The organism is Microcoleus sp., assembly GCF_049646505.1.
GTDB lineage: Bacteria > Cyanobacteriota > Cyanobacteriia > Cyanobacteriales > Microcoleaceae > Microcoleus.
Genome location: NZ_JBARVX010000486.1, coordinates 1 through 11,657, shown reverse-complemented (window position 1 = coordinate 11,657; position 11,657 = coordinate 1). Strand labels below are relative to the sequence as shown.

Here is an 11,657-nt window from a genome sequence, read left to right as displayed (position 1 = left end):
CAGTAACATGAGATGTCATTAAGCTGCATTGGGAATGGGGAATGGGGAATGGGGAATGGGGAATGGGGAATGGGGAATGGGGAATGGGCATTACTGCGTAATTTCGCGCCCGGTAACATCAAGATGTATTCTGGCAACCATCGGGAATAGGGCATTACTACTTACCCATTACCATCACCTTTTTCCCAATTACCAATTACCAATTCCCCATTCCCCATTCCCATAACATAAAATATAAAAAGGTATAAACTGTGATGCCTCTGCCATATTCCAGAGGGTTTGGTAAAATCAAGTTTTTCAGGGCATTAGCAGTTAGTTGTTCGATCGCAGCTATTTGCCCCGCACCGCTAACAGCTCAAAAAGTTGGCGAGTCATTGGACAGATCGCCAATTGTTAATAATAATTTACAGTCACAATTAAAACTTAATCCAGAAACCGCAGACGATCGCGATCGGTTTCATGATTTATACTCAAGTTCAGAATTAGATAGAGACACTAAAGAGCCAGAAAACAACATCCCGGAATTTGCTGCACAAGCCCAAAGTCAAGCCCGAAAAACTCTCGCTCAATTGCCGAACCGAGGAGACAACAGACAAGAATTTCCCGTTCCCAATCGGCTCGGGCCAACTCCATCTCCTCTGCCAGAACCCGCGCCCCCAGCACCCCTGCCTCCGGTAGAACAGCTTTTGCCACGAGTCCCCGCGCCCGCGCAGCCACCAGAATTGCCCGAAATTCCGGGTACGATAAAGGTCGATCGATTTGAAGTAGTCGGCAGCACCGTCTTTAGCAAGCAAGAATTAGACGCTGCACTCAAAAACTTTGTAAACCGCCGGCTGACTTTCGCCGAACTGCTGCAAGCTCGTTCTGCCATCAACGAACTGTACCTGAGCAAAGGTTATATCACTTCGGGAGCGCTGATCGAGCCGCAAACGCTCGCGGGTGGAGTTGTGAAAATATTAGTGCTAGAAGGCAGGCTAGAAAATATCAATGTAGTCGGGAATAGACGGCTGAATTCTAACTACATCAGAAGCCGCTTGGCACTGGCAACGCGAGGCCCGCTGAACCAACAGCGCTTGCTAGAAGCTCTGCAACTGCTGCAACTAAGCGGCCAAGTCCAAAATATTTCAGCAGAATTGCAAGCGGGTTCTCGTCCGGGTTTTAATGTGCTGTTAGTCCGAGTCAAAGAGGCAAAAACTTTCCAAGCTGGGATATTTACTGACAATTCTCGCTCTCCGAGTGTGGGGAGTTGGCGGCGCGGGACCGAAATCCGCGAGGCTAATTTGTCGGGTTTGGGAGATAGTGCGAGTTTGATTTTTACAAATACTGAGGGCAGCAACGCTGTAGATTTTAGTTACGCGCTGCCGGTGAATGCGCGCAACGGTACGGTAGGTTTTCAAGCCAGCAGGAGCCGAAGCAATATTGTTGAGCCACCTTTTGAGGCGCTGGATATTGAGGCATCGAGCCGCAGTTACGAGTTGACTTACCGCCAGCCGATCGTGCAAACTGCGAGAACAGAAATTGCGCTGGGCATCGCTGCGGGGAAGCGAGAAAGCGATACCTCTTTGCTGGGAGAAGATTTTCCGCTGTCGCCAGGGGCTGATAGTCGCGGGAGAACTCGGGTTTCGGCGCTGAGGCTGTTTCAGGAGTTTACTCAGAGGGGAGAAAGGGATATCTTGGCGGCGCGATCGCAGTTCAGTCTGGGAGTTGCAGCATTTGGCGCTACGGTGAACAGCAGCGAGCCTGACGGTCAATTTTTGACGTGGCGGGGTCAATTGCAGTACGTGCGGTTGTTGGCGGACGAGACGCTGCTGGTTGTGCGATCGGACGTGCAGTTGGCTGGAGGCGAGTTGTTGCCGATCGAACAATTTGGTTTGGGCGGCCCGGACACAGTGCGGGGCTACCGTCAGGATGCTTTGCTTGCCGATAGCGGGATTTTTGCTTCTGCCGAGTTGCGCTATCCGATTTTGCGGATTGGCGACAACCAAGGAGTTTTGCAGGTAACGCCGTTTGTGGATGTTGGCAATGTTTGGAATCGCGGGGAAATGGCGGATCTCGAAACAAATACTTTGCTGTCGGCGGGATTGGGCCTGCGGTGGCAGTACGGCCAGAGGTGGAATGCTCGCTTGGGCTGGGGCTTTCCTTCGATCGATATTAAGTCGCGCAACAGGAGTTGGCAAGAGCGCGGGCTGTATTTTTCAGTAGAATTCAAACCTTTTTAAGAAAGTAGCCGTTCTGCCCTTGGCGGAACTGAGCAATTCCGCTATATAGTAATAAGTATCATTTGGCACTTATCGATGGCTGCCAAGAGTGCATTGTACTGATAATTTTTAAATTAAACTATGTCTAAGGTTCAGTTGCTGCTTTTAAGTTCTTTTGCTTCGGGTTTTGGGTTTTGCTCGATCGTTTTGGCGATGTTTACCATGATTTCCGGGCTGTCGTTTACTTCTTTTTTGACTTTTGTTTTAACTTTGATTTTTTTTGCGATCAATCTGCTTTTTGCTTTGCATTATTATACATCAATTACCAAGCAGTTGAGTGTTAAAAGTAAAAGAAAAGCTAGAATTTAGCGGTTGTGAAAAAAACTCAAACAAAGGCATGGAGAGTTTTTTAGGGAATTTGAATGGAATCCAGACAAAGCGACACTAAACAGTGAGAAGCATGGTGTTTCCTTTCCCGAAGCCGCAACCGTATTTAATGACCCGCTATCTGTAACTTTTCCCGATCGCCAGCATTCCATCGGAGAAAGCCGCTACGTTATCATAGGTATATCTAGGTATGGGCAACTTTTAATTGTTGCACACACCGATCGAGGAGAAAAAGTACGAATCATCAGCGCCAGAAAAGCTACCCGGCAGGAGCAGAGGTTTTATGAAGAAGGATATTGAGAAGGAAATGGAAGACGAATTACTTGCTGAGTATGACTTTGCTCGGATGGAAGGAGGTGTTAGAGGCAAGTATGTTGAGCGATATCGTGCAGGGACAAACTTGGTGCTTTTAGACCCCGATATTGCCAGAGCTTTTCCTAATGATGCAGCAGTCAATGACGCATTGAGGATGTTAATCAAAATTGCACAGCGCCAGCAGTCAAATACTGCGGTTCAGGAAAGCCGCGAACAATCTCAACTTTGATAGCGCGATGTCAGGAGATTGTGCGATCGCCGATATTATTTCTCCAGAAAGCGATCGCCTTTTGGTTGAAACAACTATCTAGCTGTAGGTCATAATTATTTAAGGTCTAATTATTTAGGAGGTGCGATCGTGGTCATTGCTTCAACCAATTCGCCAAACCTTGCTTCAGATGCGACAAAGACTCGCTTCACTCTAGATGAATATCGGGCGACCGAGGAAACAGCGGAAGAACGTCACGAATACTGTAACGGAGAGATTATTGCTATGCCAGGAGGTTCAGAAGTCCACAGCGCGATCGCCTGTAACTTGTTAATTTATTTGGGATTTTTGCTCAGAGACACCGATTTTCGCTTGTATAACAGCGATTTGCGGGTTTGGATTCCCGAACATCGGTGCGGAACTTACACTGATTTGATGGTAGTCAATGGCGAACCAGAATTTAATGCCGATCGCACGGATGAAATTCTCAATCCTTTACTGATTGTCGAAGTTCTTTCGCCCTCTACGGAAGCTTACGATCGAGGTGAAAAGTTCAGAAAATATCGCTCTCTTTCTAGTTTTTGTGAATATTTGCTGGTCAGTCAAGCTGAACCATATATTGAACAATATCACAACCTCGATCGCCAAAGTAGCGATCGCTGGCAATGGCAAGTGTACGATGGGATCGATCGGGCGATCGTCCTGCACAGCTTAAATATAGAACTTCCGATGTCTGAAGTCTACCGCCGGATTAATTTTTAAGGGCGATTTTTCCAAGTTTGAAATGGATTGTGTTTAACTAGAAATATAATTTTAGGAGAAAGCTATGGCTACTCTAATTCAACACCCAACGGAAAACTTGACAGAAAATCAAGCAGAATCCCCAGTGGAGAAAAAAGTCTGGACTGATGCCGAATTTATGGCACTCAATCGAGATGGACACCGCTACGAAATTGTAAATGGAGAACTAATTGATATGGGAAACAGGAGTGCAAAACACGGTTATGTTGCCGTTATTTTGAGTGCAGCCTTGTTTAACTGCGTATCAACGCGAAAATTAGGCGCAATTTTTGATTCCAGCACTGCTTTTAAGATGAAATCGGGAAACAAGCGATCGCCCGATATTTCCTTCATGGCAAAAGAACGCCTGCAAGGGCTAGAAGAGCTTCCCGACGGCTTCCTAGAAGGTGCGCCGGATCTTGCAGTAGAAATCCTTTCTCCTAGCAATACAGTGGAAGAAATTCACAATAAACTGGTAGAATATTTTGCAAATGGATCGCGTTTAGTTTGGGTGATTCACCCTAAAGAAAAGTATGTGTTGGTGTATCGATCGGCCGAGGAACCCGATCGCCTGCTCAAGTCTACGGACTCCCTAGATGGCGGAGAAATCGTCCCCGGCTTTACTCTGGCGATTGCGGAGTTATTTCAAAAACTTGCTTTTTAATGAAAGTGCGATCGGACTATAGAAAATTGCGAGTAGTATTGATAATTTAACTTAGGCAGCTAGCAAGACCGAATCAGAAAATTTCGGGCGATCGGCTAGTAATATAGAAATAATTGGTTGTTCCCTATTTACTGTGCTAAATTATCAGGAAAATGCCAATTTAGACCCAACCACATCTTCTGTTAGTTTAGGATTTTTAAGGTCTACCGTACTTGCCGCTGCTCATTTGTTACCAAAACGCGCTTGCAACCCTTTTTTTTGCAAGGCTTCTGGGTGATTGCGAACGTCAGAAACAGCCTTTTTTATAGCCAGTTCAACTATCATTTACTTTCTCACTACTTAAACTCATATTTTGGCACAGTAAGTACGGAAGACCCGGTATCTCCTGAGTATTCTGTTTTTTAAAGTGAGCTTATTTATATCAATTACTGCTGAAATTGAGCCAACAACCAAGCACCTACCTGCGCTTGATCTTGAGTGCGACTCCGCCGCAAAGCCTCTTGCAACAAAGCAATAGTTAATCCAGGTAAAACTTCAGATTTAACAATCCGCCGACTGCCATTATCCGAAATAATCGCAAAGGCAATAATTTCGGATTTCTGCACGTCTACTACCCAATATTCAGCGACTTTCAACTCTTCGTAAAGCAACCGTTTTTCACCAATATCATCAGCCAAAGTTGAGTCAGCAACTTCTATGACCAAATCTGGCGGTGGAGTAACGTCAAGACTTGCGATCGAAGTTCCACTCGGTGCTAATTGCGCTCTTTCTCCAATATAGTATGATACATCCGGTTGACACTCTCGCACTCCTGTTTTCCTGTAGCTACAGTTATCCAATCCGTTAATAGAAATACCTTTGATAGTGCAAAATAGGTTAATTGCGAAGAGTGCGATCGCATTATCCCGTGAATGATCTGGCCCTACTGACATAGTTTCAATCCTCATTTGTCCGTTGCGGTAGTAGCATTTGGCTTTATTGTAAGCTGGGTCATCCGCCATCGCGATGAACTCTTCCCATGTTGCTGCTACCCAGATATCAGTTGGCAATTTAGTCTTTAGTCCACTCATTGTTTTATCCCAAATATCTCGATCGTATAACACCACTCAATCAAATGCAAACCCTGTTCTCTCTACTCTTCCTCTGCGCCCTCTGCGCCCTCTGCGGTTAAATAAAAAAATCTCAACTCCTTTTCCAAATCTTAATTTCCCCCAACCAACCAGCACTCACAATAGTCTTGCCATCCCCGCTAATTGCCACAGCACTAACATAGCCAGAATGCCCGCTCAAACTACCTCTCAAATCGCCCGATCGCACATCCCAAAGTCTGACGCTCTTATCCCAACTCCCGCTAACCAGCATACTCCCATCCCGACTGATTGCTACAGACCAAACTCCGTCGGTATGCCCGCTCAAACGCCGAATTAACTGCCCGTTTCCGGCATTCCACAAACCGATTGTACCGTTGCTATTTCCCGCAGCTAAACTCTTGCCGTCGGGAGTAAAAGCTAGGGACAAAACAGACAAGTTTTTGCCGTTAATCGTGCGAATTGCTTGACCTGTTGCTAAATTCCAAAACCTAATTGAACCGTCTTTGCTGCCGCTAGCTAAGGTTTTGCTATCGGGGCCGATCGCAACAGCATTCACCAACGCAGAATGCCCGGTCAAAGTCCGCAGCAATTCTCCTGTTTTCGCGTTCCAAATCTTAATTGTTTTGTCCCAACTGCCGCTGGCTACAAACAAGCCGTCTGGACTGAAGGCAACGCTCGAAACAGCACCGGAATGCCCGCTGAAAGTGCGTAGAACCGCGCCAGTTTCTAAATTCCAAATTTTGACTGTTTTGTCGTCACTGCCGCTAGCTAACACTTTTCCGTCAGCGCTGATTGCTACTGCATTTACGGCTTCCGCGTGTCCTTGCAAAGTGGTTTTTAATTCTCTGCTGGGGAAATTCCAAACAGAGATCGTGCCGTCGCTATTTCCTGTGGCAAAATAAGCTGAAGTTAGAGCAAGGGAACTGATAACTTCTGAATTTCCTTTGAGGGTATTTGTGGCGGTAAAGGAGCTCGCAGTTGCAGGCTTTCGGGGCGAATTGTTAACAGGAGTTTTCGGGTTTCCGGCATTAGGAGATTGGGGAACTGCTGGGAGCGAAACAGTCGATCGCCATTTCATGAAAGTATTGATTTCTATCCCCGCCGCCACAATTTTATCCGAATTGTCCTCTAACCTGACAATGCCGTTAATTGCCACAACTCGCCCCGCAGAGTCGAGCACCGGCCCGCCGCTCATACCCGCTCTCACTAAGTTATCGTATACCAAAGTATAACCGTTCCAGGGAGTCTGGCGGCCGGTCAGTTGACCTTCGGTGGCGATGAAAATCGGCTGTCTCAGGGAACCGCCGGATGTCGGCCAGCCGGCTACATAAGCCTTGTTTCCCTTGGTTGCTGAGGAATTGGCTAGTTGAGCCAGGGGGTAGCTTTGAGTGCTGCTGAAGGGTACGACGGCTAAATCTATCCCCGGCACTCGCCGCACGAGGCTGTAGTATACAGAGTGAGCTTTGCCGTCGGGAGTTACGACCTCGTAATCGCCTGCTTTATCAACTACGTGCCAGTTTGTCAGGATATAATAGGTGCTGCCTTGTTTCTCTAAAATTACTCCAGAACCGCCTTTTGGCCCCTGGATGCGGACGGTAATTTCTTTGGCAACGGTTTTAACTTTGTCGGCGGTTAATGCTAGGGCGACTTGAGGTGATATCAGTGGGATGAGGGCGATCGAACTCAGGGCGATCGCAGCACTCAAAATAGCCGGAATAGTTCTGCTGTAATTCATATTGTGTCAATTTAACATACCCACATTTCAACTGACGGATAACTTTTCCGGTTTGTGGCATATTAACGGTTGACTGCGCCAAAATGCCTGCGCGCGCGATCGAACTTTCGACATTCGCACCAGCCTAAAAATATTTGACACAGCCCTCTGGCTAGCAGAAAAATTTAGAATCTCGAACCGCAAATAGATTCAACAATCGCCACTGGCTTATCTCGATTCTTTTCTCGGCAAATCAAAATTTGAGCCAAACGCTGCTCGGTATAATACCCATTAGCCATCCAGCCGAGGGCTGCGCCCGCGATCGCGCCTACTGCTATGCCGGTGATCAAGCTCAAAACAAGATGCTTGCGGGCGATCGGGTTTTGTTCCATAAAAATTTATCCTGAACACTTAGCCTTGACTTAGCAAAAATACCACAAATAAAAGTTACTTTCTTCCTCCTATTTACTTATTTCCTAAGTAGTAACCCATGATAAGGAATTCGTGTTTTTGCTTGACGCGGGGCTCGTTAGATCAATTCCGGTTGCACTCATACATGACTGTTGACTGTTGACTGTTGACTGTTGACTGTTGACTGTTAACTGTTAACTGTTGACTGTTGACTGTTAACTGTTGACTGTTGACTGTTGACTGTTGACTGTTGACTGTTGACTGTGAATCGAACAACTGAAAATTGCGCCAAGGTGGCGACTTGTAAAAATCATTCATGAATTGCCCTCTAATTTATCACCTGACGATGCAGCCGGAAACAATATTACACGGGTGCCAAAACTCGCCTGCAACATCTCGTCTGCAACATATTGTGACTGCTGCGATGAATCTATTTAGCTTTGCCTTCTCATAGTTTTTGATGATTCTGGGATGTTTGATTTCACCCTATTTAAATTCGCCAACAGTCTCTTTCAATCGCGGACTTTTCTTGTCGCCGACTCCGATCCTAAAATACTGCGTGAGAAAGCTCTGCGGGATCGAGATTGTTATGAATAACTTGACCGTCGCGGAACCAGACAACGCGGCGAGTTTGGCGCGCTACTTCGGGTTCGTGCGTTACCATCACCACAGTCATGCCGCTTTCATTGAATTCTGTAAAAATATCCATTACTTCTTGAGTAGTTTTTGTATCTAATGCACCTGTAGGTTCGTCAGCCAGCAGCAACACCGGACGGTTGACAATCGCCCTGGCGATGGCTACCCGCTGCTGCTGTCCTCCTGATAGTTGATTCGGTCTATTTTGCAGCCGACTTTGCAAGCCTACTTTTGTTAAAGCGTCTACCCCCCGTTCGCGTCTTTCGGCTGCGGGAATGCCTGCATAAACCATCGGTAACATGACGTTTTCTAAGGCTGTTAATTGAGCTAGCAGGTGAAATTGTTGGAAGACAAAACCTAGTTTTAAATTGCGAATTCCGGCTAATTCTGCTTCGGGCATTTGGGCGACATCTACGCCGTCTAGGTAGTAACTGCCGCTCGTAGGTCGATCGAGACAGCCGATAATATTCATGGCTGTAGATTTTCCCGAACCCGATGCGCCCATAATCGAGCAATATTCTCCTTGGGTTACTGTCAAGCTGACACCGTTGAGGGCGCGCACTTCCAAGTCGCCGATACCGTAAACTTTTGTTACGTCTTGCAGGCCGACGATGACGGGTTTTGAGGTGTCTTGCAGGTGGAGGTCTGGGTGGGTCTGGGTTTGTAGTTCAGGCATTTGTTTTTATGTGCGATCGACACAACGTATTACTAAGTTAACACTTCTTCTCGGTTTTGGCGGCTGGAAGGGCGATGTTTGGACGCTTATAGGACTTACGCGCGGGCGGGCCAGAAACCGGGTTTTTTCACGAAAATAATTGGTTATAGCCCGCAAAAACGATAAAAATCCGGTTTCTTTGGTCTTAATGAATAAGTCCTAAATTAAACAATTTGTGGCTTAAATGCGATCGGGATCGATGTTCAATTCGCGCAGTTTTGCCGCCAAACGTTCGGCTCTTTGAGATTCTTGTTCGGCTCTTTGAGATGCTTGTTCAGCTCTTTGAGATTCTTGTTCGGCTCTTTGAGATTCCTGCTCGGCTCTTTGAGATTCCTGTTCTGCACGCTGGCGGTTTAATTCACCCTGTTCCTCCAATTCCGCATAAGAAAGAAACCTTTGTCCATCTGGTCGATAAATTTCCAACCCATCTTCGCCCAACTCAAATCGTACTCCCAATCTAGGACTGATCCAGCCCTCCATCGGCTCAATTATTTCTAGGTTTCCTTCAATTCTTTGCCAACCGCTCAAATCGTTATTTTGCGGATCGTAAAGATAATATTCCTCGACTCCATAGCGATTGTAAAACGCAAGTTTTTTGTACATTTTTGCTTGTCTGTCGTTATGAGAGCGAATCTCAAATGTGACTTGGGGAGCAATATTATCTTCTTGAAATTGCATATAGGAACGTCGATCGCCCTTTGATCTACCAAATATTACCATCGTATCTGGTGCTTGAGAAATGTCTGGTCTACCTTGAACTGGATACCAAAGTAAATCGGCTGCTATAAAGACGTTTGGGTCATTTTTGAACAACGATTCGCAACCTTCTTTGATTGTGACAATTAATTTGTATTGAATTGTGCTATCTGCCATTGGTTGACCGTCGCTGGATGGATAAATAATTTGTTCGTTCGTGACTTGCATAGTGGTTGTCTCCGAGAACTATATAGGTTTAATTATACTATTATTGGGTGATCTTTATTGAGTTACTGAGTCATCCGTTGTTGCGCGGCTGGTGACGGATATGCAACAACTTGTATCAAAATTTGTCGCTCTCTAATCCGCTCATTATGATTAAATTCTAGAATTCTTGCTGTCACTTCTCCAATATCTGTTATTGGTTGAATTGCAGCTTCATCTAAGCGAAAATGTTCTCCCCAAAAATCTCTGCGCGGGTTGAAAAAACGCACCAATTCTCCAGTCCGCCAAACAATTGAGCCTAAATCTGTTCCTTTCTGTAAGTTGCAGAAAATACAAGCATAGGCGAGGTTATCGGCTGTTGTTTCTCCACCATGTTTGACGCTGATGATGTGGTCAACTTGACAGCCTGATGCTCTGTTTGTCTCTGCAATGAGGCAGTATTCGCAAATGCGATCGGCGCGGAGAGCAACTAAACGCCTAAGTTCGGCATTAATGTAAGGACGAGGCATAAAAAACTTACTCTTTGACAACGTGTTTGTGAGCGACTGCTTTGATGAGAGTCAACAGATGTTCTACAACTAGAAAGTTGTCTAATTCGGTTTTTTCATCGGTGGTCAAATCTTGGTTGTTGTGTGCGTAAATTAGGTCGGCGATATGCTCTTTTGCTTCTTCGGATAGTTGAAAGTTGAGAATGCTTTCGGGAGTAGCGCCAGCAGCAAAAAACTCAACTATTTCTGCATAAGCTTGGGGGATTTTAGTGGCTACAGTCATAACTTGTTTCTCCTTTTTTTGTTTATATCACAGCTTGTCTACTTTTGCCAATTGTTTTTCGGCAAATTGGCGGACTTTTTCATCTGGATCGTTGGCAAATCGATCGCGCAATATTTCTAATGTTTTTGGGCGATCGGGGTATTGCTGGATCGTGATTTCAAGTGCTGTTTGTCTGGGATTGTCAGAGAATTTATTGAACTTCGGCGAGATACTGGTTGGCGATGGTTTGCCACTTAAATCTGGCGGGTAAAGCAGCTAAATCTAGTTGAGTCCAGGTTTGTTCGAGAAGTTCTGCATCGAGGGATTCGCGATCGCTCTCAAAGCCCTTACCCAAAATTTCCTTAACTGACTTGTTGTCGATAAACTTTTTAACATCTTTAATATACAGCTTAATCTGTTCGGGGGAAAGTCCGCTGATTTTCAACTGTTGTTGCACTAACTCCAAAAACTTTTTCAGCGCTTTACCCGCAGCGACTTGTCGGAGGTCTTTTTCGCCAAATATGACGTTTTTTAGGGAATCTTTAAAAAAATCTTTAGCAAAATCCTTCGCGCCGTCTTTAACTAATTCTTCTAAGATGGGTTTGACGATAATGCCTGCTGCTTCCGTTGCTCCCCAAAGTACCAGCCACTCGATCATAAAGCTAGCCTAAAAATTAATTTATGTTTATAATATAGCAATTATCAATGATTTGTGAAGCTCAAAAAACTGTACGGGCAATCTCTGTCGTTGCCTCGATAGGTTAGGATAGTATCAGTCTTCTGTCGCTGCGATTAGGCCAGATCCCCCTAGGCAGCCAGGGCGGGCACGGGGGCACCGCCCCTACAAAGGGGAGTAGGGGGTGGGAC

At 45.8% G+C, this 11,657-nt stretch carries 15 protein-coding genes and 1 pseudogene; 6 read left to right on the top strand and 10 right to left on the bottom strand.

Going from position 1 to position 11,657, the window contains the following annotated elements; translation table 11 throughout:
• Positions 1-12: 12 nt before the first annotated feature.
• On the top strand, positions 13-150 hold the full coding sequence (locus tag WBA89_RS23375) for a hypothetical protein (RefSeq protein ID WP_424409816.1): 138 nt from the start codon (positions 13-15) through the stop codon (positions 148-150).
• A gap of 104 nt (positions 151-254) precedes the next feature.
• Positions 255-2,219, top strand: coding sequence for a ShlB/FhaC/HecB family hemolysin secretion/activation protein (locus tag WBA89_RS23370; protein ID WP_424409815.1), 1,965 nt, complete (start codon positions 255-257; stop codon positions 2,217-2,219).
• Between the two features lie 131 nt (positions 2,220-2,350).
• On the opposite strand, the gene WBA89_RS23365 is transcribed toward WBA89_RS23370, so the two are convergent.
• Entirely contained in the window at positions 2,351-2,488 is a 138-nt protein-coding gene (locus WBA89_RS23365) for a hypothetical protein (protein WP_424409814.1), read from the bottom strand.
• Between the two features lie 145 nt (positions 2,489-2,633).
• Here WBA89_RS23365 and WBA89_RS23360 point away from each other — a divergent pair.
• From WBA89_RS23360 to WBA89_RS23345, 4 genes and pseudogenes are all read left to right on the top strand, one after another.
• Positions 2,634-2,885: pseudogene (locus WBA89_RS23360) on the top strand (BrnT family toxin); the annotation flags it as partial.
• Complete coding sequence (locus WBA89_RS23355; RefSeq protein WP_193975874.1) at positions 2,869-3,129, top strand: hypothetical protein; 261 nt, start codon at positions 2,869-2,871, stop codon at positions 3,127-3,129. The pseudogene WBA89_RS23360 and the gene WBA89_RS23355, both read left to right, overlap by 17 nt.
• A 129-nt stretch (positions 3,130-3,258) precedes the next feature.
• Positions 3,259-3,870 (top strand): Uma2 family endonuclease, encoded by a 612-nt coding sequence (locus tag WBA89_RS23350; RefSeq protein ID WP_424409813.1) that lies wholly within the window; start codon positions 3,259-3,261, stop codon positions 3,868-3,870.
• A gap of 64 nt (positions 3,871-3,934) precedes the next feature.
• Entirely contained in the window at positions 3,935-4,552 is a 618-nt protein-coding gene (locus tag WBA89_RS23345; protein ID WP_424409811.1) for a Uma2 family endonuclease, read from the top strand.
• 425 nt (positions 4,553-4,977) lie between these two features.
• Here WBA89_RS23345 and WBA89_RS23340 read toward each other — a convergent pair whose 3' ends face one another.
• The 9 genes from WBA89_RS23340 to WBA89_RS23300 all read right to left on the bottom strand — a co-directional run bounded on the left by WBA89_RS23340 (position 4,978) and on the right by WBA89_RS23300 (position 11,448).
• A complete protein-coding gene (locus WBA89_RS23340) occupies positions 4,978-5,622 on the bottom strand; it encodes a Uma2 family endonuclease (RefSeq protein ID WP_424409810.1) in 645 nt (214 codons plus the stop codon).
• A 112-nt stretch (positions 5,623-5,734) separates the two neighbouring features.
• On the bottom strand, positions 5,735-7,378 hold the full coding sequence (locus WBA89_RS23335; RefSeq protein WP_424409808.1) for a trypsin-like peptidase domain-containing protein: 1,644 nt from the start codon (positions 7,376-7,378) through the stop codon (positions 5,735-5,737).
• A 164-nt stretch (positions 7,379-7,542) separates the two neighbouring features.
• Complete coding sequence (locus WBA89_RS23330) at positions 7,543-7,749, bottom strand: hypothetical protein (RefSeq protein WP_424409807.1); 207 nt, start codon at positions 7,747-7,749, stop codon at positions 7,543-7,545.
• Positions 7,750-7,891: 142 nt separating this feature from the next.
• Positions 7,892-8,086, bottom strand: coding sequence for a hypothetical protein (locus WBA89_RS23325; RefSeq protein WP_424409805.1), 195 nt, complete (start codon positions 8,084-8,086; stop codon positions 7,892-7,894).
• Between the two features lie 229 nt (positions 8,087-8,315).
• A complete protein-coding gene (locus WBA89_RS23320; RefSeq protein WP_106149756.1) occupies positions 8,316-9,080 on the bottom strand; it encodes an ABC transporter ATP-binding protein in 765 nt (254 codons plus the stop codon).
• A gap of 219 nt (positions 9,081-9,299) precedes the next feature.
• Positions 9,300-10,043, bottom strand: coding sequence for a Uma2 family endonuclease (locus WBA89_RS23315; protein WP_424409803.1), 744 nt, complete (start codon positions 10,041-10,043; stop codon positions 9,300-9,302).
• 62 nt (positions 10,044-10,105) lie between these two features.
• Positions 10,106-10,549 (bottom strand): HNH endonuclease, encoded by a 444-nt coding sequence (locus tag WBA89_RS23310; protein WP_424409801.1) that lies wholly within the window; start codon positions 10,547-10,549, stop codon positions 10,106-10,108.
• A 7-nt stretch (positions 10,550-10,556) separates the two neighbouring features.
• Positions 10,557-10,811 (bottom strand): hypothetical protein, encoded by a 255-nt coding sequence (locus WBA89_RS23305; protein WP_373534092.1) that lies wholly within the window; start codon positions 10,809-10,811, stop codon positions 10,557-10,559.
• Positions 10,812-11,001: 190 nt separating this feature from the next.
• The gene (locus WBA89_RS23300) at positions 11,002-11,448 is read right to left on the bottom strand and encodes a hypothetical protein (RefSeq protein ID WP_424409799.1); all 447 of its coding nucleotides are present in this window, start codon (positions 11,446-11,448) and stop codon (positions 11,002-11,004) included.
• Positions 11,449-11,657: the final 209 nt, after the last annotated feature.

Coding starts and splice junctions, on each gene's coding strand:
- WBA89_RS23340 (WP_424409810.1), bottom strand. CDS start 5,622: ATGAGTGGACTAAAGACTAAATTGCCAACTGATATCTGGGTAGCAGCA.
- WBA89_RS23335 (WP_424409808.1), bottom strand. CDS start 7,378: ATGAATTACAGCAGAACTATTCCGGCTATTTTGAGTGCTGCGATCGCC.
- WBA89_RS23370 (WP_424409815.1), top strand. CDS start 255: ATGCCTCTGCCATATTCCAGAGGGTTTGGTAAAATCAAGTTTTTCAGG.
- WBA89_RS23320 (WP_106149756.1), bottom strand. CDS start 9,080: ATGCCTGAACTACAAACCCAGACCCACCCAGACCTCCACCTGCAAGAC.
- WBA89_RS23300 (WP_424409799.1), bottom strand. CDS start 11,448: ATGATCGAGTGGCTGGTACTTTGGGGAGCAACGGAAGCAGCAGGCATT.
- WBA89_RS23375 (WP_424409816.1), top strand. CDS start 13: ATGTCATTAAGCTGCATTGGGAATGGGGAATGGGGAATGGGGAATGGG.
- WBA89_RS23330 (WP_424409807.1), bottom strand. CDS start 7,749: ATGGAACAAAACCCGATCGCCCGCAAGCATCTTGTTTTGAGCTTGATC.
- WBA89_RS23345 (WP_424409811.1), top strand. CDS start 3,935: ATGGCTACTCTAATTCAACACCCAACGGAAAACTTGACAGAAAATCAA.
- WBA89_RS23305 (WP_373534092.1), bottom strand. CDS start 10,811: ATGACTGTAGCCACTAAAATCCCCCAAGCTTATGCAGAAATAGTTGAG.
- WBA89_RS23325 (WP_424409805.1), bottom strand. CDS start 8,086: ATGAATGATTTTTACAAGTCGCCACCTTGGCGCAATTTTCAGTTGTTC.
- WBA89_RS23355 (WP_193975874.1), top strand. CDS start 2,869: ATGAAGAAGGATATTGAGAAGGAAATGGAAGACGAATTACTTGCTGAG.
- WBA89_RS23310 (WP_424409801.1), bottom strand. CDS start 10,549: ATGCCTCGTCCTTACATTAATGCCGAACTTAGGCGTTTAGTTGCTCTC.
- WBA89_RS23315 (WP_424409803.1), bottom strand. CDS start 10,043: ATGCAAGTCACGAACGAACAAATTATTTATCCATCCAGCGACGGTCAA.